Consider the following 22,042-nt stretch of genomic DNA (forward strand, 5'->3'; position numbering starts at 1 on the left):
GATCGCCCCTTTGTCTTCGTCGGGTTCGGTCCGCTTCCTGTTGCATCAGCCTGCCTCGTGCCGGTTGAGAAAATCGAGAAGCGCCGGATAATAGTCCTGCGGGTTCTCATAGAACGGCATATGGCTGGCATTGGCAAATACCTTGAGTTCGGCATTCGGCAGCGCAAGCTTCATCCTGAGCGCACAGGCTGGCGTCAGCTCGTCATGCTCGCCCGTCGTGATGAGCACCGGCAGCGTCAGCCGCGGCAGATCGGGGATGCGGTTCCAGTCCTTGAGGTTGCCGATATAGAGAAACTCGTTCGGTCCCTGCATCGTCTCGTAGGGCGCCATGTTCCAATCGTCGAGCGAGCGCCGCACCGGTGCCGGCCATTCCGGCAGACGGCAGACGTGGCGATAGTTGAGGATGGTGACGGCGGCGAGATATTCCGGATGATTGTAGGTGCCCTGCGCCTCGTGCTTCTGCATCATCGAGACGGTTTCGGGACCGAGCGCTGCGCGCAGCCGTTCCAGTTCCGAGATCAGATGCGGCATGTCGGCGACGGTATCCTCAAGGATCAGCGTCTTGAGGTTTTCGGGATAGGTCAGCGCATATTCTATCGCCAGCCAGCCGCCCCAGGAATGGCCGAGCATGTGGACCTTGCCGAGCCCCAGCGCTTTACGCACCGTCTCGGTCTCCTCGACATAGCGGCCGATCGTCCAGAGTGTGAGATCGTCCGGCCGGTCGGAGGCGCCGGTGCCGAGTTGATCGAAGGCGATGACGCGATAGCCCTTATCGATCAGGCAGGAATGCGCCTCGCGCAGGTAATCGCAAGGCAGACCCGGCCCGCCGTTGAGGCAGAAAACCGTCTCGCTGCCGGTCCCGAAGCTGTAGGCAACGACGCGATAGCCATCGACATCGATCTCGAATCGCTCGTCCGGCCGTATTTCACGCCACATTGATCGCTCCGGCAGAAGATTTCGCTTGCTCAATATTTGGGCACGGCTAAATTTTTACCTTAAACCGCATTCAGTGCCAGCTATAAGAAGTGATAGGGTGGGCCGCGATGCCGAACCCCGGGAGCAGCCCATGCTTGACGACCCCATTCTTGACGACATCGGAACGATCAGACGGCAGTTTACAGCGCACGAAACGCTGGACGGCCGGATCGACCAGGCCTTTCAGGCGATGAAGCAGATCGGCTTCGAGGCGCTGATCTACGACTATACACCCGTTCCCTACGATCTCGACGGCGCGATCATGATACCATCGCTGCTGAAGCTGCGGAATATCTCCGACGACATGCACGACTACTGGTTCAATCGCGGCTATTTCCGTATCGATCCGGTGCAGCAGGTGGCGCTGCGCACCTCCGCACCCTTCTTCTGGAACTACGACCCGGACGCCGACACGCTGATCAACCGTTTCATGAACGACGACACCGCGCCGGTAACGCGCTATTTGAGCGAGCGAGATATGTCGACCGGCGTCACCGTCCCGGTTCATATGCCACGCGGCGACTATGCCACCGTCACCGGCATCCGCTTCGGCCGAAACAAAGATTTCGAGCGGCACGCACTGCGCTATATCGCCGACTTCAACCTGCTTGCCCATGTCTTCCATGAGACCGCCTATTCGCTTTTCGACACGCGGGCGAAGAGCGTCGGCACGATCCGCCTGACCGAACGGGAACGGGAATGCCTGCGCCATTCGGCGGAAGGCTACTCCGCCAAGGAAATTTCCCGCATCATCGACCGTTCCGTGCCGACCGTCGTGATGCATCTGAACGCCGCGACAAAGAAACTCGGCGCCCGCAACCGCACCCAGGCCGTGGTTCGCGCCATCCATTACCGCCTGCTCGAAGACCGGCCGACCCATAATTGGCCACCCTATAACTTGTGATAGCTGCCTTCACCGTCGCCGCCGCGTTATGCTTTTCATCATTGCTAAGAGATGGAGACACCGGTGGGCGAAGTCACGACCAAAGAAGCCTATCTGCCCTTTCGCGACTATCGCACCTGGTATCGCATCACCGGTTCGCTGGAGAGCGGCAAGCTACCTCTCGTCGTCGCCCATGGCGGGCCTGGCTGCACCCATGATTATGTCGATTCCTTCAAGGATATCGCCGCCCTCGACGGCCGTCCGGTCATCCATTACGACCAGCTCGGCAATGGCAATTCCACCCGACTTCCGGAAAAGGGCCCGGATTTCTGGACGGTCGGCCTGTTTCTCGAAGAACTGGACGCACTGCTTTGCCATCTCGGCATTCGGGATCGCTATGCCTTCCTCGGCCAGTCCTGGGGCGGCATGCTCGGTGCCGAACACGCGGTGCGCCGGCCGGAAGGCCTGAAGGCGCTTGTCATCGCCAACTCGCCGGCGAACATGCACACCTGGGTTTCGGAGGCAAACCGGCTGAGGCAGGAACTGCCGAAGGAGGTGCAGGACACGCTGCTGAAGCACGAGCTGGCGGGAAGCCTCACCGATCCGGACTATATCGCTGCCTCGCGTGTCTTCTATGACCGCCATGTCTGCCGGGTGGTGCCGTGGCCGCCCGAAGTGGCGCGGACCTTTGCGATCATGGACGAAGACAACACCGTCTACCGCAACATGAATGGCCCGACCGAATTTCACGTCATCGGCACGATGAAGGACTGGACGATCGAGAACAGGCTCGACCGCATCGAAGCCCCGACACTGCTGATCTCGGGAAAATACGACGAGGCGACACCCCTGGTGGTAAGGCCCTATCTCGAACGCGTTCCGGGCTGCGAATGGGTGCTCTTCGAAAATTCCAGCCACATGCCGCATGTCGAGGAAAAGCAGCTTTGCCTGGCGACCGTTTCCGGTTTCCTGTCACGGCACGATTGAGAAAACTCGTCCACGCTGACAACACCGTTTCTTGCCGTGGAGGTGACGTTTGAGATAGTCTTGGTCCCATTCGAGAACGACGGAACGGACCGATGAACGATCATCCGCAGGCAGGGAGCGCGACAATCCTCGCAACGAGCAGGGGACGCGGCTGGCACGGCCTGGAGGCCGATCTGGTGCGCATTCCGCCTGGCCGCACGCATATTGCGGGCACGCCCTATCATCGCCTCGGAATTCATGTCGGCCGGCCGGTGCGCGCCCAATGCCGCTGTGACGGGCGGGAGCATCGCCGACTGCAGAAGCATGGCGATATCGACGTGGTGCCAGCCGGCCTCGATGGCGTCTGGGAGGACGACCGCGAATGCACGATCCTGCGACTGAAGATCAGCAAGGATCTTTTCCATCGGGCTGCCATCGACCTCGGCCGCGATCCCGCAACGGCAATCGTGCCGCAATTTCAACTCCGTGATCCGCGGCTCGAGGCAGTCGTCTGGGCCTTGAAAGCGGAACTCGAAGCGAATGTGCCGTCCGACAATCTCTACGCCGATACGCTGGCGACGGCCCTCGCGCTCCGTCTGGTCGAGGCGGGCAGCGGCAGCGCTCGTCCAGTGGATAGCGGCAGAGCGCTCTCGCCCCGTCAGAAGCGGCTGCTTGCCGACTACATCGAGGATAATCTCGATACGCCGCTTTCCCTTGCAGACCTGGCCGGTCTTGCCGGACTGAGCCTCTCGCATCTGAAGACGCGGTTTCGAAACAGTTTCGGCATGCCGCCGCATCAATATGTGATGCACCGCCGGATCTCGCGTGCCGAGGCACTGATCCGGAGCTCCAGCCTGCCGCTGAGCCAGATCGCGCTGGAAGCAGGCTTCGCGCATCAAAGCCATATGGCAAACAGCATGAAGCGGCTGGTCGGCGTCAGCCCCGGCACCATCGCCCGCCTGCGCAATTGATCAAAAATGGCCGATCCTGCAACGGATCGGCCGAATGCGCAGGCAATGCCCCTTAGCGCCAGCGCATCATTCCTTCGACTGCGAACAGAGAAGGAATGATCATGTTTGTCATCTTCGGCGCCACCGGCAAGGTTGGCAAGGCAACGATAACAAGGCTTCGGGGCGAGGGCGCTCCGGTCAGGGCAGTGCTCCGCGATCCCGCCAAGGCCGCACCCCTTGCGGCGCTCGGATGCGAGATCGCCATGGCCGAGGTCGGCGATGCCGATGCCATGGCGCTCGCGATGAGAGACGCGGCGGCTGTACAGCTCATCTGCCCGATCGACCCTCGCGCCGCCGATGCCAGCCACCAGATGATGCAGTCGATCGAGCGGATGGCGGAGGCGATCGACGCCGCCCGGCCGCCGCGCGTCCTGGCGATCTCCGATTACGGTGCGCATCTGACGATCGATACCGGCATTACCAGCCTGTTCCGAGCGATGGAGGAGCGGTTCCGGCAGTGCCGCGCCAGGATGGTCTTTCTGCGTTCGGCCGAACATATGGAAAACTGCGCACGCTATCTGAAGATCGCCAATGAGACCGGCGTGATGCCGAGCATGCACCAACCGCTGGAACGACCCTTCCCGACCGTTTCAGCCGCCGATATCGGCGATATGGCCGCAAACCTTCTGCTCGTCGACGAGGATCATGGCCCTTTGCCGCGGATCATCCATGGCGAGGGGCCGCGCGAATACACGGCGCTCGAGATCGCTGCGGCCTTGGGGCGGTTATTGACCCGGAGCGTCGTCGCACGCGAACTGCCGCGCGCCGATTGGCCGGCAACGCTGATGCGCGCAGGACTTTCGGAAAGTTACACCGATCTGATCGTCAGGCTGGGCGATGTGCACAACAAGGGCTTGATTGAAGCCGAAGCCGGCGTCGGCGAAATCCGTCGTGGCCGCACGGAGCTTTCCGCTGCCATTGAACCATTTCGTCCTGATGTCCGGCAGGCGGTGTCGTGATAGTCTCAATTACGTGACGCACGGAGAGGAGTCCTGCCGGGGACGGCAGCTCCCGAGAACCTCTATCGGCGAATGAGCCATTTCTTGGCGACACGGCAAGCCATCGTGTAGGCCGGGTCGAAGACGTTGCCAACGTCATATCGCACCACCTGGCCGAGCAGATGGCTGGCCGCCGTTCTGTCCAGACCATAATCCGATGCCAGCCAGGTCAACATTTCGCTGGTCGCGTGCTGGAGCGCCTGATCGAGGGGCCGGGCATTGCCGATGGTGAAGATGTCTTCGGCGGTTTCCCCGCGCGGCCAGACCAGTCCGGCCTTCTTTTCCACCGTCAGCTGCACCGTGACTTCGAACGTCGTCTCGATGCCGGTTCCGACGATCTCGCCATCCCCTTGCACGGCATGGCAGTCGCCCAGAAAGAACAGGGCGCCGGGGGCGGCTACGGGCAAGCGGACGGTGGTGCCCGGGCCGAACAGCCGATAGTCCATGTTGCCGCCATATTCGCCGCTGGTGGCGGTCGATATCGCCTGGCCGAGGCTGGGCGCCACGCCGAAACAGCCGATCATCGGGGCGAGAGGCAGAACGAAATTTTCAAGACCTGCAACCGGTTCGGAAAGGCGGACGGTCAGGGCTTCGCGGTCGATCGCCCAGATGGCGATATCGCGCGGCGGCAGGTCGCGAACCGCCTCGGGATCGACCACATTGGCGGCGACGACGCTGCGGGTAAAACCCGTGTCCCTGGTCGGGATCATGCTGATGATCTCGACCTTCAGCGCATCTCCGGGCTCGGCACCTTCCACGAAGATCGGGCCGTTCATCGGATTGGGGCCGGATGTCTGCTTGATGCCGTCCTTGTCATGCCCGGCAGCATCGAGCGTCTCGGTGACCACGGTATCGCCGTCGGCGATGTACAGGGCCGGCGGAAGAGAGCCGATGACATTGTGAAAGCTCGTCGGAATGAAGCGGTGAGTGGTCATGAAAATACAGCTCTCGCTCGTTTCGAATGTCATGAGCCTGCGGCTGAACTGCCCGGCGGAGAGAGTTCGAGACTACTGCATAATTGCTTAAACCGGAATCGATTTAAGGATAAAATTATGCAGCAATTCAATCTGCTACAGCGTCCCTTGCGCGTCTTTTCGGACACGCGGCGCTGTCGATCAGAGATTGCCGGCACTGACGAAGTCGGGAGCGCCGAAGCTGCCGTCCAATCCATTTTTCGGCGTCGGTCCGATCACGGATGCGATCACCGACGAAGTGGATAGCCGTCTGCGGCGCATCGCTTTCGATACATGGAGCGAGAAGTCCTATCGCAAGTTCGACGACAAGGGCAACGATATCGGAAAAACAGAACCGATCTAGTTGCGGCGCCGGCTCCCGATGCGACATTGACCGAAGCCAAGGATCTTCCCTTATGCACACAACGCGGCATTGACAGCAACATTCAACAGGATTGAGCAGCGCGACCGTTACTGCATGTACCAGCCATGGCTGACGACGAGTGACTGGCCGGTGAGAGCATTGGTTTCGAAACCGGCAAATAGCAGCGCCACTTCGGCGACATCGTCGACCGTGGTAAACTGTGCATCCACCGTGCCTCCGAGCATTACCTTCTTGATGACCTCGTCTTCGGAAATTCCTAGTTCCTTTGCCTGTTCCGGAATTTGCTTGTCGACCAGCGGCGTCCGGACGAAGCCGGGGCAGATGACGTTGGCACGCACGCCATCCGGTCCGCCTTCCTTGGCGACCACACGAGCAAGGCCGAGCAAGCCGTGCTTGGCGGTGACGTAGGCCGATTTCAGCGGCGAAGCCTCATGCGAATGCACCGAGCCCATATAGATGATCGCGCCGCCCTTCTGCGCTTTCATGTGGGGAACGCAAGCCTTGGTGGTGAGGAATGCGCCATCGAGATGGATGGCAAGCATCTTCTTCCAGTCGGAAAAGGCGTAGTCCTCGATCTTGTTGACGATCTGGATGCCCGCATTTGAGACGAGCACGTCCACCCGGCCCCACTTGGTTACGACGGCGGCGACGCCGGCATTCACGGCTTCCTCGCTGGTGACGTCCATCGCAAGACCGATCGCCTCGCCCGGGCCTGTAGCCGTCAGGTCCTTGGCCGCCGCTTCCGCCGCCTCGAGCTTCAGGTCGGCGATGACGACCTTGGCACCTTCAGAAACGTATTTTTTGGCGATCGCCAGCCCGATACCGCTGGCCGAGCCGGTGACGATGCAGACCTTGTCCCTAAGCTTCATGGTTTGGACTCCTTATTTTGCAAGATAATCATGGACCACTTCGCCGAGGCCCAGCGTCAGGTCCGAGAGAATATGGATGGCGGATTTAACCTCAAGCACCGGCAGGTCGGCGACCGGCGCCAGTGCATGCGGAAACAGCGCCAGGGCGCCCGGGCCTTCCCACGCGCCCTTCACCGTCAGATCCTCCAGATAGTAGCGCACCAGCTCGCAGATGCGCGGTGTGCAATCGACATGTGGAATGATCTTCAGCATGAAATTCGGCTGCATCAGGCTTTCGAGGATTTTCGCCTTGTCGAGTGTCCGATGCTTGAAGCCCATCGTTGCGGTGGCGACGCGCTGACCGCCATAGTCAAGCGTGCCGACAAGCGCATCTTTGACGGATGTCAGCGATGGCTCGGCCAGTTTCTTCGGAAAGCCCCAAATCTCGCGGCCACCGGCGATCGGCGCGTCGTCGTTGAGGTACATAGAATGCACGTAACCGCCGTGTACGCCTTCATAGGTCACCGGGATGACTTGGCCGGATTCGGTATAGTCGCCAAACCCGGTCGAGTCCGGCATGCGGATGAATTCGTATTTCACCAGCGGCTCATCGAACTGCAGCGGCTCCGGCACGACCCGGCGCAGGGCCTCCGGATCGGTGCGATAGGTGATGATCATATATTCGCGATTGACGAAGCGGTACGGCCCTGGCGGGTAGGATGGGCTCGTCAGCGGCATGGCAAAGGCATTGCGAACGACATCTTCAATTTTCATGGTTTTTCCCACGCAGGCGTTGCTCGGCAAGGTCGAAAATCCGTATCCCATTGGTCGGACGCGTCCGGTTGAGCCACTCTGGATGTTTTAGCGTCTCGACCACATCGTCATGGCCGGCCTTCCAGTGTTCCTCCACGGAGAGCCGCGAAAACTCATAGTCCTTGGATCCGGTTTCGTAGGCGGCACGCCTATAGATCAGGTGCACCATGGTGACGGCGCAATCATTGCCGATCCTTTCAAGAAGCTTCGCATCAGGATCGTCCTTCAGCTCAGGCGGCAGCTTTTCCATCAGCCGCTTGGCCGCCATGCGCACCGACTGAAGCTTGCGGAACTGGTCGGTGTTGAGCCGGGTGCGGCTGGAAAAACGGATTTCCTTCTCGCGGGCATCGACGTCAAAGACATCCTTGGGCAGCACGCCCTTGGCGCTGAACAAATCGACCTGGAAGATGCAGAGATCTGTCTCCAACTCGCTACCACCGAGAATGCGCTGCAGCGGCGTGTTGGAAACGATACCGCCATCCCAATAAAAGCGGCCATCGATCTCGACAGGCGCAAAACCCGGCGGCAGTGCTCCGGAGGCGGCCACGTGTTTGGGCGAAAAAGCGCAATCGCGGTTGTCGAAGTAATTGAAGTTGCCGCTAACAACATCGACCGCGCCGAGGCTGAGACGGATGGCACCCGAGTTGATCAGGTCGAAATCGACCAGATCGGCGAGTGTTTCCTGCAGCGGCGCGGTGTCGTAAAGGCTGATCGCGGCCATCGGATCGCCCGGGATGTTCCATGGCGCAAAGACACGCGGCGTGAAAAAGCCGGGAACGCCGGTCAAGGACCCCAGAAAGGCCGAGGATTCGTTGAACCATTTGCGCATCGCATTGCCATTGCCGAGAAAATGGCCGGGCAATCCGGAGGAGACCCGATGCCAGAAGGTCCGGAGGTTATCGACACGCTGATCGACGGGGCTTCCGGCAATGATGGCTGAGTTGATTGAGCCGATAGATATCCCGGCCAACCAGTCGGGGCGGATGCCAGCCTCATGCAAAGCTTCGTAAGCGCCGGCCTGGTAGGCACCCAGAGCACCACCGCCCTGAAACACCAGCACGGTTTTCTCTGTCGGAATAGTACTCACGGGACGCTTTTCCTTAAATGCTGCGGCCGCTAACAAATAACACAGGGAAGGCCATCAATCTGCACAGTGCAGATTAAGTTTTAGTAATGCAGGAAAGCTTCTTCAATCATCGTATTCCAAGTTATTTCAGAGGCTTGCTAGTCAAAGCGGCGGATTGTTCGCAATCATTGAGGCCCTTTGGTAGTCCTGCCGAGCGCATCTTGCAATGCAACAAAATGTGACAGCACTGGCTGTGTGGAGATGTAGACTCCGAATTCACCCATGCCAGGCCAATCCTTCATTTCAGGCTTTCTACGCCGTTCGACCACAGTCGTCAGCTGGTTCAATCAATGAAGTCTCGCTTCGAGACAGGAGGCATTCTTATGTTCCATAATGTTGATTACGCCGCAAATATTGTGCCGCAAAGTTGTAGCCGCAAAGTTGAAGTGTCCTGTTTCTGCAAAGTTGGAATGTCACACTCCCCGGGTTTGATGACCTGGGAGATTGCGGATGGGACTGAATTCGATGAGCGAGCGCGATCCGCAGCGGATCGGGATTTTGTCGAAAGTCATCGCCGACCGGATGACGTTGGTGTTGGCAGGAAGAGCGAAACGTCGCCTCCGGAACAATGCGTCTTCATCCGAGTTTGCCTAGCTGGACTAGCCGCTCGCGAAATCCCTCGTGAGCAGCGCCATCTTCACAGGAATCCCTAATGATATTACCGCAAGGCACAGTCGTCGCCGTCACTGACGGCGAGAAGCTAGACCTCTATCGCAATAACGGGTCGGGTCCGGAGCTAAGTCTGTCCCTCATACATGGCGTATCGATCGTGGACGAAGCCAAAGGCTCCGGCGGACGTCACGGAAGCACGTCGGCAAATCCGGATGACAGCCAGCTCGCCGAAGACGGGTTCTCCGCAGGCATCGCGCAGTACCTTAACAAGCAAGTGCTCGAAGGCGAGATCGAACATCTGGCTATCATTTCCGCACCGCGTTCGCTGGGCGAACTGCGCAAGCACTACCACAAGTTTCTTGCTGCGAAACTCCTGCTTGAAATCCCCAAGGAGCTCACCGGCCACTCGGTCGAAGACATCGAGAAGGCCGTCCTGGGGGCTTGAGTTTCTGCCGCGGGATAGGGCATCGAGACGCCCTGTCATTAGCACTCTTGGTAGATTTGGAAGACCGCCGTCGCGTTGATGTGGACGGTCTTAGGGGACGATCGGCTGACGGCGGGACAAGAGTTCATAGCGACCTCGGAGCCAACGCCGTCTGGCCGACCGAACTGAAAGGCGAGTGCATCATCTCGCGGCCTCTTTTCGCCTATCGATGATCAGTCTAGACGGCGGCTGGGCCAGCCTTCACACTGGTGAGAAGCTTGACGAGCGCCTGTGCTCTCGCGGTGGACGATGCCGGGTTCTGCCCCGTGATCAACCTTCCGTCGGTAATAGCGAAACTCTCCCAGTTCGCCTTCTTCTCATACAGGCCGCCGAGACGTTTGAGCTCGTCTTCAACGAGGAAAGGCACGACCTTCGTCAATTGCACCTCCTCCTCCTCGCCATTGGTAAAGCCTGTCACCCGCTTTCCCTTGACGATCGGTGCGCCTTTATAGTTTACGCGATGAAGCACCGCCGGCGCGTGGCAGACTGCCGCTACTGGTTTGCCGGAGTTGTAGAAGGACTCGATCAGCTTGATGGACTCCGGATTGTCCACGAGGTCCCACATCGGGCCATGGCCGCCGGGATAGAAGACGGCGTTGAAGTCTTCGGACCGGACTTCGCTCAGCTTCCTGGTGGTCGCAAATACCTTCTGCGCGGCCTTGTCAGCCTTGAACCGCGTCATCGCGGGTATCTGATTTTCCGGCAGATCGCTTTTTGGATCGATCGTAGGTTGACCGCCTTTGGGTGACACGAGAGTCAAGTCGACGCCTGCATCGCGGAAGACCTAGTATGGTGCAGCGCCCTACTCGAGCCAGAAGCCAGTCTTGCGCCCTGCGCTTCCGAGGGTGTCATGTGAGGTGAATACCATGAGGACCTTCATGTGTAGGCTCCTTCCACTTCTCTGTTTCGCAGCCGGTTGGCTGCACGATTGGAAGCATGTCTCAGATCGGCGAGTTTTGCATGTGCACGTTGGTAACGCCGATACCTTGGTGTGGGTGAAAGCCCCTGGACCCGGGGCATGTGTGTTTTTTAGAGCTCGCCGGTCAGGAACTGCGCTCTGCCCATGCCGAACGACCAGTCTTCGTCCGAGTTGATATGCAGCGAGACCATCACGTCGGATGGCGGCACATCGCAACGAGCCTGGAGCGCGCGCGTGAGGTTTGAATAAAAAGCCACCTTCGCATCGCGAGACCTCGGACGGCTGGTGATTTCGAGCAGGATGAATTTCTCGGTCCGAGCGATGTCGAGCCCGGTGTCGAGCGCGCGAAAATGTGACGCCTCGTGCTCTTGAAGGATCTGGTACCGGTCTCTCGGCGGAACTCCAAAGGACTTCACGACGACCTCGTGGACCGTATCAAGCAGCACGTCGATCTCCTGCGGCAGGCGACCTTTCAGAATATGGACTTTGACAAGGGGCATTGGCGTCTCCAAGATTGCTGAATACGGCGTCGCCGACAAATATCCTCCTGACAAAATCCAAAGCTATTGCACGATGGTATGTCGACGCCTCAATGGCTCGGGAAAACCACTTTCCGATTGCCGCGGCACCTCGAACCACGAGGTAGCTGGGAAAGAACCCAGTTCGTTCGCGGCACGGTCCGCATCCTTTGTCGTCGAGCCGAGAGCTTCGGTCCTTGCATGCACCGAGATCCGGGCGGCGGCGAAAAACGCACAAGCCGCAGGTGGTGACCGGCGGCCTGCATTTTCTTCGTTGGGATCACCCTGAGATCAAGCTTTTCCTTCAGCCTTCTTCCTCCGGTACTGGACGGTTGGAAGGCCGCCCCAGCCCCAGTTGTCCAATTCGACCTCCTCGATCACCACATATGTCGATTCCAGCGGCTTATTGAGGACGTCGAGCATGACCTGGCTGACGCCGGCGATGATTGCTGCCTTCTCCTCGGGAGTGACCGAAGTGCGATCAGGGATCGTGCCTTCACGGGTTACTTGTACGGTGACTATTGGCATTTCCTATTCTCCTTGTTCGATACCTTTATCGATCTGTTAGGCGGCCATTGCTGCAAGGTGCTTCTCAAGTTCGTCGACGTGCGCATATCCAGCGCCGACCTTGCGAAGAGTTTCACCCTTCTTCAAGAACAGCGTCGGGAAGCTCGAAACACCCATGGCGCGTACCGTCGCGAAATCCGTCGCAGCCTCTTCGATCGTGCTCCGTTTATTCCACTCTGCCAGGAATTCCTCCGAGACGACGGGATGACCGAGTTCGGTGAGTGCGCGAGATCCGGTCTCAGCCAGTATGGCGCCGTCCGTGGTGTCAAGCGCGTCGACGTAGAAGGCATGCTGGAATGCCCGGAAGACGCTCAGAAGATCCGCGTCCGGCCGGAGGATACGAGCGGTCACGACCGCACGGCACACGGGTTCGGTGTCGTAGACGAAGCCTTTTCTGGCGAGGAGGCCTTCTCGGTTGAACGGTACGCCGCTGGCTTCCTCGACCTTGCCCCAGTGGTGCAGTCTGAACTGCTTGCCCGCATCGTCGAGAACGTCGGTCGCGCCCGCGCGCAGTCCACCGAGAATGATCGTCAAGGATAGGTCCGGATGTCGCTCAAGCAGCAGTCCCATTTGCTTGCCGAATCCATAGCACCACGAGCACATCGGATCGGCGGCTAGTACAAGTTCCATTGTCTTTCCTTTCACTCGCTTGCCGGGCGCGCGGCATATCCACGCCACGTGCCCGCTTCCTGGTCGAGGCCTACCAGCGGCCGGCGTTCTGGCCACCGTCGACGTGTAGGATCTCTCCAGTGACGAAGCTTGCGCTCTCGAGGTAGATCACGGCGTCGACGATGTCGCTTATCTCGCCCATGTGGCCGACCGGATGGAGAGCGGAGAGGAACTCGTGAGTCTCGGGAGCGTGCATCGGGGTCTTGATGATACCAGGAGACACGGCGTTCACCCGGACACCCGTCTTGGCGAACTCGATGGCCAGTTCCTTCGTGACGGCGTTCAGACCGCCCTTGGTGAGCGAAGCGAGAGCCGTGGGGACGCTCGACACCGGCTGGTTTACGAGGCTCGTGGTGATGCTGACGATGTGGCCGGAGCCCTGCTTGAGCATCTCCCTCGCCGCCCGCTGCGTGATGTGGAAGAAGCCCGAAACGTTCACGCCGAAGTTCAGGTCGTAGTCTTCCTGAGTGAAGTCGACGAAAGGCTTTGCAGTGAACACGCCCGCGTTGTTGACCAACGTGTCGATCCGGCCGAAGCGTTGAATCGCCTCGCGGACGACGCGCTCTGCGGTCTCGGAATTGGAGATGTCGCCCGCCACGGCATGTACGCCGTCATCCGAACCCTGTTTGATCGAACGCGATGTGGCGACCACGCGATAGTTCCGCTCGCGATAGGCGCGGACCAGACCTTCGCCGATGCCCTGCGATGCACCGGTGATGATGGCGACCTTCTGCTGATTGCTCATGATATACATCCTTTTCAATTGCAGCGGTCCTTGCTCGGGCCGCCCTCCGCCCTCGGCGTCGGTGCAATTGATTTAAGTGCTGACGTTCATCGGGAGAATTACTGAAGAGCGGCATTCACTCCGCCGTTTTTCGGGAGAATGTCTTGCTACCGCAGCTATCTGCGCGCTCCGAAGATCCCGCGTGTAGGCGAGGACGGACGCAGCCGATACCAAGGTGTGGGGCACACCTTCGGACAATATCGGTCCGGAACCCACCTCTGTAGCCTGAGGTCGCCGCCGAGAGATCCCGAGGCGGGGCAACAATAGGAGCCGACATGACCGACGCCACGCAGCAAGCGAAACCCCCGTCTAAGACGTCAGATACAAGACTGACCAGCATGAACCTTGAACTCGTCGTGATCCCGGTCTCCGACGTGGATCGTTCAAGAACGTTTTACGAAAGCCTGGGCTGGCGACTGGACATAGACCACGCCACGGGCGACGATTACCGCATCGTCCAGTTTACCCCGGCTGGCTCCGGAGGCTCGGTGATGTTCGGCCAGAACATCACCACGGCGGCGCCCGGCTCCGCCCAGGGCATGCATCTCGTCGTGTCCGACGTCCTTGCCGCGCGTGACGACCTCGTACGACGCGGCGTGAAGGTCAGCGACCCTTTCCACGACGTCGGCGGAATCTTCCATCACTCCAACGGCAAGGGAATTGCCAAGGGACCGAATCCCGAAAGGAAGAGCTACGCCTCGTATGTCACGTTCGAGGATCCCGATGGCAACGCATGGACGTTGCAGGAGGTGACGGCGCGTCTTCCTGGATCGCTCCGCGACACGAGCTTCACGACGCAGCTTCACGACGCCGTCTGGGGATCCGCGAAGTAAACGGACCCGTTGATGGGACTTTTGCTCACCGTATTTCTGTCCGTAGAGTGACGAGCCGACATCGCCTCCGTTCCTCGACAAGGGTGATACGCTGCAAAGCAGCGAAACGCTCCAGCGTCCTCCCCTCCGCCGGAGCGCGCGGATCTAGCCAAGATCCGCCTGGGCCGTCTCCTTTTCCGCCGGGAGACGGCCTCTTTCGAACACCGAGATGGGTAGACGCAATGGCCACCGAAGATATATTCGCCAGACAGGCATCCGCGGATTCAAGTCTTTCAAGGAATCTACAATGAAGAAGACCCGCCCCAAGGTGTTAGGCGCTACGACCATCCGGCAGGTGGCTGGGACGCGTTGAAGGCGGTTGCCAAAACGCTGGCCCGTCAGCAGATCGTAGCGCAGGGCAGCAGAACCTTGCTAAAGGCGAACCAACGGGAAGGATTCGACTGTCCCGGATGCGCGTGGCCGGACCCCCGCGTGATCGAGCGGTTCGCGGCGCCTCAAGATTCCGTCGAGATGGTCACGATGTCCTCCACGCCGATCGCATAGACCTATCACCAGCTCCGCGTCGGCGGCGATCTGGCCGCCTCAAAGGCCTGATGAAAGCAGTCTTCGAGCTCGATACGGCAAGTCTTGCCGCAGGTGGCGACGGCGTCCTCGACAGGACTTTCATCGACGAGAACACGTCCGGTTTCGATTTAGACGCGTTCGCTGCTATGGAGAATTGTCACTCCCTGGAGACACCCAGCCGCTATTCGGCATAGTTACACAAGGCTGCCGGACTCCGCCGCGATGCGTCCAAGTTCCGCCCGTAGACGCGGTACCGCAAAGTCAATGAATGTTCGCACCTTGGGAACGGCTGCACGGCCCTGAGGGGTCAGGATATGAACGGGCAACGCAGGTGGCTCGGCGTGCGAAAGAATGATCCTCAGATGGCCGGCGCGGACGTATTCAGCGACATGGTAGGAATAGAGACGCGTCACGCCCATTCCCTCCGCCGCCGATGCCGCGGCGGCCCGAACACTGTTGACAAGGTAACGGGGAGCGAAGTGGACGGTCCTCGGGACGGAAGAACCCTCGGTTGGCGCAAAGCTCCAGGATTCGAGACCGAAATTCGAGAAGGCGATGAGGTCGTGTTTGGTTAGATCGGAAAGCTCATCGATTGCGGGATGACTTTCGAGGTATTGCGGGGCGGCCACCACCACGCGCCGCACATCGCCACCGATGCGGGTGGCGATGTGCGACGAGTCCGTGAGGTTGCCGATTCGAAGCGCAGCGTCCACGCCTTCGTCGACCAGGTTCACGAAGCGATCGAGCATCAGAAGCCGAACTGAGACGCTTGAATGATCCCTTAGGAAGGCGTCGAGAATAGGCCGCAGCACCTCCTCGCCCAAAATGGGCGGTGCGGAGATGGTCAGCGTCCCACGAGGCGAGGATCGCTCCGAACCTGCGACCATGTCGGCCTCCTCGAGATCGACCAGCACCCTCCGGCAGGCTTCGACGTACCGCTGGCCCGCTTCGCTGAGCTTCAGACTTCGCGTCGTCCGGTGAAGTAGTTCTACGCCAACATGTTGTTCAAGCAGACCCAATGCTCGGCTGATCGCCGTCGGGGATCGCTTCAGCTTGCGAGCAGCGCCCGCCAAGCTGCCTTCTTCGACTGCGGTGACAAAGACCTTCATTGCATCTATACGATCCATCATCCACTCCTGACGCACGGTAGATCTTCGATGACGCGCGCGCAGTTGCTCGTCATGGTCTTCTACGCGAAAAGCAGGATGATGCGCGACCCTCTTGGTCCGATACCATCGTACAATCGACTCGCCGCCGGATCCGCTCATTCTGGCCGGGCTAAAAAAGCGAGTTGATGATCGGGCCGTCAAGCCCCCTCCGCCAAGTCAACGGCGACCGCGTTCAACTTCAACAAATCGATTTCCACACAGCAGTCGAGCCGGGACGTTGGAACGGCCGTCCGATACCAAGGTGTCGGCCATACCTTGGTGCAATAGTTGCAAGGCTCCTTTGGTGCGACCTTCCTCCTTGTCGAATAAGGCGCACAAGCAAGGAGGACGCCATGTCCCACGTACAGCCGAATGTCACCCGTCGAACACTGCTTGCGGTCGCTGCGTCCGCGAGCGCTATCGGGATGATTCCCGAAGCGTTCGCAGCCACCGGTGCATTACCCGCTCTCCGACCCTTCAAGTTCATCGCGACCGAGGACCAGCTCGTCGATCTTCATCGCCGCGTTGCTGCCACCCGCTGGCCGGACGAGGAGAACGTTACGGACGACAGTCAGGGTGTCAGGCTCGACACAATCAAGAAGCTCGCCAAGCATTGGAAAAGCCACAACTGGCGCAAGGTCGAGGCCCGGCTTAACGCCTTCCCGCAGTTCATCACGGAGATCGACGGCCTCGACATCCATTTCATCCACGTCAAGTCGAAGCACGCAAATGCGCTGCCGATCATCATCACCCATGGCTGGCCAGGCTCTATCATCGAGCAGTTAAAGATCATCGAGCCGCTGACTGATCCGACGTCCCACGGCGGCACCGAAGCCGACGCCTTCCACGTGGTCATCCCGTCGCTGCCAGGGTACGGGTTCTCGGGAAAGCCCCGTCAAACAGGTTGGAACCCACCGCGCATCGCAAAGGCTTGGGCGGCCCTCATGGAGCGTCTCGGTTACAACAAATATGTCGCTCAAGGAGGCGACTGGGGTAATGCCGTAACCGAATTGATGGCGGTGCAGCAACCCAAGGGACTTCTCGGCATCCATACCAACATGGCGGCGACGGTGCCTGCGGAAATCTCGAAGGCACTCGCAACGGGCGCCCCGCCTGTCGGCCTCGGTCCGGACGAGAAGCGTGCTTGGGACCAACTCGTCGATTTCAACCAAAATGGCCTTGGTTACGCAATCGAGATGAACAATCGCCCCCAGACCCTTTACGGCATTGCCGACTCGCCGATCGGCCTCGCCGCCTGGATGCTCGACCATGACATCCGCAGCTACCGGATGATCGCCCGATCCATCGACGGAGAGAAGGAGGGACTGTCGCCCGACGATGTACTGGACAACGTCACGCTCTACTGGCTGACGAACACGGCGATCTCCTCGGGCCGTCTCTACTGGGACAACGCCCACCACCCGACGGGTGGCTTCTTCGATCCGCGCGGAATCAAGATTCCGGTCGCTGTCAGCGCCTTCCCGGACGAAATCTACCAGGCGCCGCAAAGCTGGGCTGAAATGGCCTATCCTAATCTGATCCACTACAACCGACTGTCGAAAGGCGGGCACTTCGCCGCGTGGGAGCAGCCCGAACTGTTCACCTCCGAACTTCGCGCTTCGTTCGCGCCGCTACGGGATCAGATCTGACGCTGGATGGCACGGTCTTTAGACGCGCAAAGTTGACGCCCTAGTCTCAAGCAGAATGGCCTTCGGACCTGATGTCAGTCCGGAGGCCACACCAGATGGCCGAACGACACTGGTCTCGGCGGCGCGTGTTTCGGAGTTAAGCACACGACAGGTTCGCCGGCTGCTGGATAGGATCGGGACGAGTGGTGCGGCGTCGATGCTCTCGCGCCTCCTCGGGCAGCCGCCGAAAGCCGGGGGAAAACCCGACTTGACCGCTATGCGAGGCGGGCCAGGCCGCAGCCATGGGATACGAAGTATCTGCCTCGAAGCTCGCTTGGGATCGCCGGAGCGAACTAGTCCGCCGCGTCCTACGGCTCGCGTATTGCGTTGTCGAGGCCACGTAGCAGCGGATACAGAAAATAGGAGATCACCGTACGGTTGCCGACCTTGATTTCCGTGGTCACAGTCATGCCGGGAAGCAGCCGCACCGGCACGTCCGTGGCATTCAGCCGTGTATCGGCAAGCAGGATCCGCGCCTTGAAGAAGGGGGCGGCCGGCTGGCTGGTGGCGGCCTCCTGCTGGCCCGTGAGGAAGGTGTCCTGGCTGATGGTCCTCACCTCGCCTGTCGCGGTGCCGTATTTCTGGAACGGATAGGCATCGAGCTTGATACGGGCTTCCTTGCCGACGGCCACCCGGCCGATATCACGCGTGTTGATCGAGACTTCCGCTTCCAGCGGCACGTTAATGGGCACGAGTGTGACCACCGGCTCCGCCTCCCGCACCACCGAACCGACCGAGCGCTGCGCCAGGTCGAGCACGACGGAATCGGCCGGCGCCGTCAGCACGACCATGTTGCGGCGCAGTGCCATCTTCTTGAGTTCCTCGTCCGCCATGTCACGCTGGCCGCGCAGCTCCACCAATTGCTCCATCGCCGCCCGGCGGAAATCCTCGATGAAGGCCTGCCGGTCGGCCCTCAGCTTGGCATAGGCGTGTGCGGCCTCGTCGGCCCGGCCGCGAACGGCCGTCAGATCGGATTCGACGTCGAGGCGGGCATCGCGCGAGCCGAGCAGCGTGATCAGCGAGCCGCTCTGCTTATTATAGAGCCGCTCCCGCGCCGCCTCGATCTGCGAGAGCCCATCGCGCCTGTCATTGAGCACAGCCTCCTGGTTCTTGCTCGCCGCAAGAGCGGCCGACTGGCCGGCTATCTGTTGCTCGAAATTCTGCAGCTGCGCCACGTAGAAGGCCCGTCGTTGGCCGAAGAGCTGCGCTTGCAGCATCTGGTCGGGCGTACCTGCCGCCGTGTAATCGTCGCCGGCAAGCTCGGCCTCGATGCGCCTCACCTGGGCGTCGAGCGCGGAGAACTTCGCCTGCTGCTGGTCGACATCGGCCTGGCTGAAAGTGGCGTCGAGGGTGGCGAGCGTCTGGCCGGCATGCACCACTTCGCCGGCCTTCACCTCGATGGTGCGGATGATCGAGGTTTCGAGCGGCTGGACGACGATGGTCGGCTGGGTGGTGACGAGCTTGCCAGGCGCGATCACCACCTCGTCGATCGACGAGACCGAGGCCCAGATGATCGCCGAAGCAATCAGCGCGGTTACGCAATAGAGCGTCATGCGTGCAACTCTGGGCGGCGCACGTTCCTCGAGCTCGACGGCATCGGATTGGAATTCCGCAATTGCCGGCGGCAGCGGCGGGCGGGCCGTCAGTTGCCTTCCCCCGTCTGAGGGCGCCTTGTCTGAAGGGCCATTGCCTGAAGGGACCGGCAGGTTCTCGCTGGGTTTTCTGATGTGCGCGTTCATGCAACCTGCCTCATCTGCTGGGACCATAGTTGGCGATAGGTCATGCAGCGCGATACAAGCTGATCATGCCGGCCGATATCGGCAACCTTGCCACGCTCGATGACGAGAATGGCATCGGCATCGACGAGCGTCGAAAGCCGGTGGGATACGATGATGACGGTGCGGCCGGCGGCGATGCGGCTCAGATTATCGCGGATGATCGCCTCACTGTCGGGGTCGAGCGCGCTCGTCGCCTCGTCGAAGATCAACAGCTTCGGATCGGTGATAAGCGCGCGGGCAATGGCAAGCCGCTGCTTCTGGCCGCCTGACAGGTTGGAGGCGTTTTCCTCCAGCATCGTGTCAAAGCCGCGCGGCAGGCGCTCGATGAACTCCTCGGCGCCGGCGATGCGGGCAACTTCCATGATCTCCTCGATGCTGGCATCGGGCTTGGCGGCGGCAATATTTTCGCGCACCGAGCCGCGAAACAGGAAACTATCCTGCAGCACGACGCCGATGCTCGTTCTCAGATGCACGAGGTCGATCTCGCGGCTGTCATAGCCATCCATGCGCACGAGGCCTTCCTGGCTCTGATAGAGCCCCTGGATGAGCCTTGTGATCGTCGTCTTGCCCGAGCCGCTCTTGCCGACCACGCCGAAGAGGCAGCCCGCCGGAATGGCAAAGGAGACATTATCGAGCGCCGGCGCGCTATCCGGGCCGTAACGGAAGCTGACCCTGTCGAATTCGATGCGGCCCTGCAGATGCGGCCGAACACCTCGTCCGCGGCCCGCCTGCTCCGGCCGCTGGTTCATGATCTCGCCGAGCATGCGCACGGAGAGCGCGACTTCCTGATATTCGTGCACCATTGTGACGATCTGCACCAGTGGTCCCGAAACCCGGCCGGCGAGCATGTTGAAGGCGACCAGCGCGCCGATCGTCATCGCGCCGCTGAAGACATCGAGCGCGCCGAGGCCGATGATCGCGACGCTCATCAGCTTCTCCAGCAGTCCGGTCATCGCCTGGGCGATGGTCGAGATCTTGTCGACCCGGAAACGCACGGAGATCGACTGAGCCGAATAATCGTCCCACACCTTGCGCTGGCGCGGCTCCAGCGCCAGCGATTTGACGGTGCGCATGCCATGCACGGTTTCCACGAGCAATGCCTGCCGGTCGCCTTCGGCCTGGTAGAGTGCCTGCAACCGGCGCTGGAACGGCCCGACGAGCATCATCACCACGAGCCCGACGAGGGCTGCGAAACCGAGCACGACAAGCGTCAGCTTGACGCTGTAAAGAAGCAAGATCGGCACGAAGACCAGCAGCGAAACGCCATCCAGGAGCGTGAGAAACAGCCGGCCGGTCAGGAATTCGCGGATGCGCCCGGTCTGCTGCATATGCTTGACGAGAACGCCGGCCGAGGCATGCTCGAAGAGCGCGATCGGCAGGTTGAGCAGATGGCCGAAGGTGCGGGTCGCGACGCGGATGTCGATCCTGTTCGTCGCATAGAGCAGCAAATAGCGGCGCAGGAAGGTGAAGGTCGCGTCGAAGACGAGCGCGATCGCGATGCCCGCCGTCAGAACCGTCAGCGTCGCATAGCTCTGATGCACCAGCACCTTGTCGATGACGAGCTGAAAGAAGATCGGCGTCGTCAGCCCCAGCCCGTAGAGCACGAAGGCGGCGAGCGCAACGTCTCGGAAGAAGCTGCGCTGCTTGATGATCTCGGGGACGAACCAGCGGAAGCCGAAGGGCCGGTCCTCATCGGACATGCGATAGTTGCGCTTCAGCAGGATCACCGACCCGAGCCAGGCCTTGGCGAACTGCTCTTCGCTGAGCATCATCACCTCGGCGCGTGACGCCAGCGGGTCGAGTACGCGGATTCTCTCATCCTCCCCGCTCCCGACAGCGCCGGCGATGACCACCCAATTGCCGTTCGTCAGCTCTGCGAGCACCGGGAAGGCCTCGCCGAGTTGGAACAGGGATCGCCAGTCGAGTGTCAGATGCCTTGCCCTGAGGCCGGCATCCTTGGCCATGCGCAGCAGCTGCCGCATGGCAACAGGATCGTTGCCGACGGCATAATCGTGCTGCAATCGTTCAGGAGCAAGATCGACGCCGTGATGACGCGCGACCAGTGCAAGACAGTGCAGGTTGGTATGCAGAAAACCACTCATGGCCCACCCGAAACAATACGAGACCGAGGCTTCGATTTGAAAAGTAGAGCGTCTTTGTGCGTCCGAATGGACGCACGGCGCTCTAGACCTGTCTTATCAGTTGAAGTTCGGCGAGGCGTTCGAAGCGCCGGCCTGCACCGTCTGAATATCGGCAGCCGCCGCAGCTGGCATATCGCCGATGCGACGGACCGCACCCGACTCGACCAAGCCGCCAAGCGCCTTCTGCATGAGATCGACCGCATTGGCGAAGGCGTCGACCGGCATGATGATGCGCTGGCGGAAAACCGGCTTCGGATTGTTGTTGGCGTCACGATCAGTGGCCGAGAGCGACATCAGGTCGATGCGCACGATCGTTCCCGTGATGGTGATTTCGCCGATGCCATCTGCATAGAGTTCGTTGCTCATAGTTCTCTCCTCTG

Annotated in this window: 21 protein-coding genes and 3 pseudogenes; 10 read left to right on the forward strand and 14 right to left on the reverse strand. The window is 60.5% G+C overall.

Annotation, left to right across the window (positions count from 1 at the left end):
• Positions 1-45 precede the first annotated feature (45 nt).
• Complete coding sequence (locus tag RLCC275e_RS30980; RefSeq protein WP_033183995.1) at positions 46-936, reverse strand: proline iminopeptidase-family hydrolase; 891 nt, start codon at positions 934-936, stop codon at positions 46-48.
• 130 nt (positions 937-1,066) lie between these two features.
• Between RLCC275e_RS30980 and RLCC275e_RS30985 the strand changes: the two genes are divergently transcribed.
• The 4 genes from RLCC275e_RS30985 (at position 1,067) to RLCC275e_RS31000 (ending at position 4,793) form a co-directional block, all read left to right on the forward strand.
• Positions 1,067-1,879, forward strand: coding sequence for a helix-turn-helix transcriptional regulator (locus RLCC275e_RS30985; protein ID WP_171816987.1), 813 nt, complete (start codon positions 1,067-1,069; stop codon positions 1,877-1,879).
• 63 nt (positions 1,880-1,942) lie between these two features.
• Positions 1,943-2,845 (forward strand): proline iminopeptidase-family hydrolase, encoded by a 903-nt coding sequence (locus RLCC275e_RS30990; protein WP_033183994.1) that lies wholly within the window; start codon positions 1,943-1,945, stop codon positions 2,843-2,845.
• Positions 2,846-2,937: 92 nt separating this feature from the next.
• Complete coding sequence (locus RLCC275e_RS30995) at positions 2,938-3,795, forward strand: helix-turn-helix transcriptional regulator (protein ID WP_033183993.1); 858 nt, start codon at positions 2,938-2,940, stop codon at positions 3,793-3,795.
• A 95-nt stretch (positions 3,796-3,890) separates the two neighbouring features.
• On the forward strand, positions 3,891-4,793 hold the full coding sequence (locus RLCC275e_RS31000) for an NAD(P)H-binding protein (RefSeq protein WP_082229855.1): 903 nt from the start codon (positions 3,891-3,893) through the stop codon (positions 4,791-4,793).
• A gap of 62 nt (positions 4,794-4,855) precedes the next feature.
• Here the strand turns inward: RLCC275e_RS31000 and RLCC275e_RS31005 are convergent, their stop codons facing one another.
• Complete coding sequence (locus RLCC275e_RS31005; RefSeq protein ID WP_033184122.1) at positions 4,856-5,767, reverse strand: acetamidase/formamidase family protein; 912 nt, start codon at positions 5,765-5,767, stop codon at positions 4,856-4,858.
• 130 nt (positions 5,768-5,897) lie between these two features.
• On the opposite strand from RLCC275e_RS31005, the pseudogene RLCC275e_RS31010 reads away from it, so the two are divergent.
• Positions 5,898-6,131, forward strand: a pseudogene (locus RLCC275e_RS31010) (hypothetical protein); the annotation flags it as partial.
• Between the two features lie 125 nt (positions 6,132-6,256).
• Here the strand turns inward: RLCC275e_RS31010 and RLCC275e_RS31015 are convergent.
• From RLCC275e_RS31015 to RLCC275e_RS31025, 3 genes are read right to left on the reverse strand one after another with little or no spacing between them, the layout of a single operon-like run.
• Positions 6,257-7,039: a 3-hydroxybutyrate dehydrogenase gene (locus tag RLCC275e_RS31015; RefSeq protein ID WP_033183991.1), complete on the reverse strand. Its 783-nt coding sequence runs from the start codon at positions 7,037-7,039 to the stop codon at positions 6,257-6,259.
• A 12-nt stretch (positions 7,040-7,051) separates the two neighbouring features.
• Positions 7,052-7,792: an acetoacetate decarboxylase gene (locus RLCC275e_RS31020; RefSeq protein ID WP_033183990.1), complete on the reverse strand. Its 741-nt coding sequence runs from the start codon at positions 7,790-7,792 to the stop codon at positions 7,052-7,054.
• The gene (locus RLCC275e_RS31025) at positions 7,782-8,918 is read right to left on the reverse strand and encodes a DUF3734 domain-containing protein (RefSeq protein WP_033183989.1); all 1,137 of its coding nucleotides are present in this window, start codon (positions 8,916-8,918) and stop codon (positions 7,782-7,784) included. The genes RLCC275e_RS31020 and RLCC275e_RS31025 overlap by 11 nt, the downstream gene beginning before the upstream one ends.
• 489 nt (positions 8,919-9,407) lie before the next feature.
• Here RLCC275e_RS31025 and RLCC275e_RS31030 point away from each other — a divergent pair, with 489 nt between their 5' ends.
• Together RLCC275e_RS31030 and RLCC275e_RS31035 are read left to right on the forward strand one after the other, a co-directional pair.
• Complete coding sequence (locus tag RLCC275e_RS31030) at positions 9,408-9,551, forward strand: hypothetical protein (protein WP_165403685.1); 144 nt, start codon at positions 9,408-9,410, stop codon at positions 9,549-9,551.
• Positions 9,552-9,609: 58 nt separating this feature from the next.
• On the forward strand, positions 9,610-10,014 hold the full coding sequence (locus RLCC275e_RS31035) for a host attachment family protein (RefSeq protein ID WP_033183988.1): 405 nt from the start codon (positions 9,610-9,612) through the stop codon (positions 10,012-10,014).
• A gap of 217 nt (positions 10,015-10,231) precedes the next feature.
• Here RLCC275e_RS31035 and RLCC275e_RS31040 read toward each other — a convergent pair.
• The 5 genes and pseudogenes from RLCC275e_RS31040 to RLCC275e_RS31060 all read right to left on the reverse strand — a co-directional run bounded on the left by RLCC275e_RS31040 (position 10,232) and on the right by RLCC275e_RS31060 (position 13,471).
• Positions 10,232-10,933: pseudogene (locus RLCC275e_RS31040) on the reverse strand (type 1 glutamine amidotransferase domain-containing protein).
• Positions 10,934-11,082: 149 nt separating this feature from the next.
• Positions 11,083-11,472 carry a tautomerase family protein gene (locus tag RLCC275e_RS31045; protein ID WP_033183987.1) on the reverse strand — a complete coding sequence of 130 codons (390 nt, stop codon included), beginning with the start codon at positions 11,470-11,472 and terminating at the stop codon, positions 11,083-11,085.
• A gap of 309 nt (positions 11,473-11,781) precedes the next feature.
• A complete protein-coding gene (locus RLCC275e_RS31050) occupies positions 11,782-12,018 on the reverse strand; it encodes a tautomerase family protein (RefSeq protein ID WP_033183986.1) in 237 nt (78 codons plus the stop codon).
• Positions 12,019-12,054: 36 nt separating this feature from the next.
• Positions 12,055-12,687, reverse strand: coding sequence for a DsbA family protein (locus tag RLCC275e_RS31055; RefSeq protein WP_033183985.1), 633 nt, complete (start codon positions 12,685-12,687; stop codon positions 12,055-12,057).
• Between the two features lie 70 nt (positions 12,688-12,757).
• A complete protein-coding gene (locus RLCC275e_RS31060; protein WP_033184121.1) occupies positions 12,758-13,471 on the reverse strand; it encodes an SDR family NAD(P)-dependent oxidoreductase in 714 nt (237 codons plus the stop codon).
• 314 nt (positions 13,472-13,785) lie between these two features.
• On the opposite strand from RLCC275e_RS31060, the gene RLCC275e_RS31065 reads away from it, so the two are divergent.
• Both RLCC275e_RS31065 and RLCC275e_RS31070 read left to right on the forward strand, forming a co-directional pair.
• The gene (locus RLCC275e_RS31065) at positions 13,786-14,343 is read left to right on the forward strand and encodes a VOC family protein (protein ID WP_033183984.1); all 558 of its coding nucleotides are present in this window, start codon (positions 13,786-13,788) and stop codon (positions 14,341-14,343) included.
• Between the two features lie 279 nt (positions 14,344-14,622).
• Positions 14,623-15,038: pseudogene (locus RLCC275e_RS31070) on the forward strand (hypothetical protein); the annotation flags it as partial.
• Positions 15,039-15,101: 63 nt separating this feature from the next.
• Here the strand turns inward: RLCC275e_RS31070 and RLCC275e_RS31075 are convergent.
• Positions 15,102-16,034: a LysR family transcriptional regulator gene (locus RLCC275e_RS31075; RefSeq protein WP_033184120.1), complete on the reverse strand. Its 933-nt coding sequence runs from the start codon at positions 16,032-16,034 to the stop codon at positions 15,102-15,104.
• Positions 16,035-16,408: 374 nt separating this feature from the next.
• Between RLCC275e_RS31075 and RLCC275e_RS31080 the strand changes: the two genes are divergently transcribed.
• Positions 16,409-17,704, forward strand: a complete 1,296-nt coding sequence (locus tag RLCC275e_RS31080) for an epoxide hydrolase family protein (protein WP_033183982.1) — start codon at positions 16,409-16,411, stop codon at positions 17,702-17,704.
• Between the two features lie 347 nt (positions 17,705-18,051).
• Here RLCC275e_RS31080 and RLCC275e_RS31085 read toward each other — a convergent pair whose 3' ends face one another.
• The 3 genes from RLCC275e_RS31085 to RLCC275e_RS31095 form a co-directional block, all read right to left on the reverse strand.
• Positions 18,052-19,482, reverse strand: a complete 1,431-nt coding sequence (locus tag RLCC275e_RS31085) for an HlyD family type I secretion periplasmic adaptor subunit (protein ID WP_033183981.1) — start codon at positions 19,480-19,482, stop codon at positions 18,052-18,054.
• The gene (locus RLCC275e_RS31090; protein ID WP_033183980.1) at positions 19,479-21,623 is read right to left on the reverse strand and encodes a peptidase domain-containing ABC transporter; all 2,145 of its coding nucleotides are present in this window, start codon (positions 21,621-21,623) and stop codon (positions 19,479-19,481) included. Before RLCC275e_RS31090 ends, RLCC275e_RS31085 begins: the two co-directional genes overlap by 4 nt.
• A 96-nt stretch (positions 21,624-21,719) precedes the next feature.
• A complete protein-coding gene (locus tag RLCC275e_RS31095; RefSeq protein ID WP_012760108.1) occupies positions 21,720-22,028 on the reverse strand; it encodes a hypothetical protein in 309 nt (102 codons plus the stop codon).
• Between the last annotated feature and the right edge of the window lie 14 nt (positions 22,029-22,042).

This window comes from Rhizobium brockwellii, assembly GCF_000769405.2.
Lineage (GTDB): Bacteria > Pseudomonadota > Alphaproteobacteria > Rhizobiales > Rhizobiaceae > Rhizobium > Rhizobium brockwellii.

Excerpts from the sequence above, each read along its gene's own strand:
- RLCC275e_RS30980 (WP_033183995.1), bottom strand. The coding sequence starts at position 936 with ATGTGGCGTGAAATACGGCCGGACGAGCGATTCGAGATCGATGTCGAT.
- RLCC275e_RS30985 (WP_171816987.1), top strand. The coding sequence starts at position 1,067 with ATGCTTGACGACCCCATTCTTGACGACATCGGAACGATCAGACGGCAG.
- RLCC275e_RS30995 (WP_033183993.1), top strand. The coding sequence starts at position 2,938 with ATGAACGATCATCCGCAGGCAGGGAGCGCGACAATCCTCGCAACGAGC.
- RLCC275e_RS31000 (WP_082229855.1), top strand. The coding sequence starts at position 3,891 with ATGATCATGTTTGTCATCTTCGGCGCCACCGGCAAGGTTGGCAAGGCA.
- RLCC275e_RS31005 (WP_033184122.1), bottom strand. The coding sequence starts at position 5,767 with ATGACCACTCACCGCTTCATTCCGACGAGCTTTCACAATGTCATCGGC.
- RLCC275e_RS31015 (WP_033183991.1), bottom strand. The coding sequence starts at position 7,039 with ATGAAGCTTAGGGACAAGGTCTGCATCGTCACCGGCTCGGCCAGCGGT.
- RLCC275e_RS31020 (WP_033183990.1), bottom strand. The coding sequence starts at position 7,792 with ATGAAAATTGAAGATGTCGTTCGCAATGCCTTTGCCATGCCGCTGACG.
- RLCC275e_RS31030 (WP_165403685.1), top strand. The coding sequence starts at position 9,408 with ATGGGACTGAATTCGATGAGCGAGCGCGATCCGCAGCGGATCGGGATT.
- RLCC275e_RS31035 (WP_033183988.1), top strand. The coding sequence starts at position 9,610 with ATGATATTACCGCAAGGCACAGTCGTCGCCGTCACTGACGGCGAGAAG.
- RLCC275e_RS31045 (WP_033183987.1), bottom strand. The coding sequence starts at position 11,472 with ATGCCCCTTGTCAAAGTCCATATTCTGAAAGGTCGCCTGCCGCAGGAG.
- RLCC275e_RS31050 (WP_033183986.1), bottom strand. The coding sequence starts at position 12,018 with ATGCCAATAGTCACCGTACAAGTAACCCGTGAAGGCACGATCCCTGAT.
- RLCC275e_RS31055 (WP_033183985.1), bottom strand. The coding sequence starts at position 12,687 with ATGGAACTTGTACTAGCCGCCGATCCGATGTGCTCGTGGTGCTATGGA.
- RLCC275e_RS31060 (WP_033184121.1), bottom strand. The coding sequence starts at position 13,471 with ATGAGCAATCAGCAGAAGGTCGCCATCATCACCGGTGCATCGCAGGGC.
- RLCC275e_RS31065 (WP_033183984.1), top strand. The coding sequence starts at position 13,786 with ATGACCGACGCCACGCAGCAAGCGAAACCCCCGTCTAAGACGTCAGAT.
- RLCC275e_RS31075 (WP_033184120.1), bottom strand. The coding sequence starts at position 16,034 with ATGGATCGTATAGATGCAATGAAGGTCTTTGTCACCGCAGTCGAAGAA.
- RLCC275e_RS31080 (WP_033183982.1), top strand. The coding sequence starts at position 16,409 with ATGTCCCACGTACAGCCGAATGTCACCCGTCGAACACTGCTTGCGGTC.
- RLCC275e_RS31085 (WP_033183981.1), bottom strand. The coding sequence starts at position 19,482 with ATGAACGCGCACATCAGAAAACCCAGCGAGAACCTGCCGGTCCCTTCA.
- RLCC275e_RS31090 (WP_033183980.1), bottom strand. The coding sequence starts at position 21,623 with ATGAGTGGTTTTCTGCATACCAACCTGCACTGTCTTGCACTGGTCGCG.
- RLCC275e_RS31095 (WP_012760108.1), bottom strand. The coding sequence starts at position 22,028 with ATGAGCAACGAACTCTATGCAGATGGCATCGGCGAAATCACCATCACG.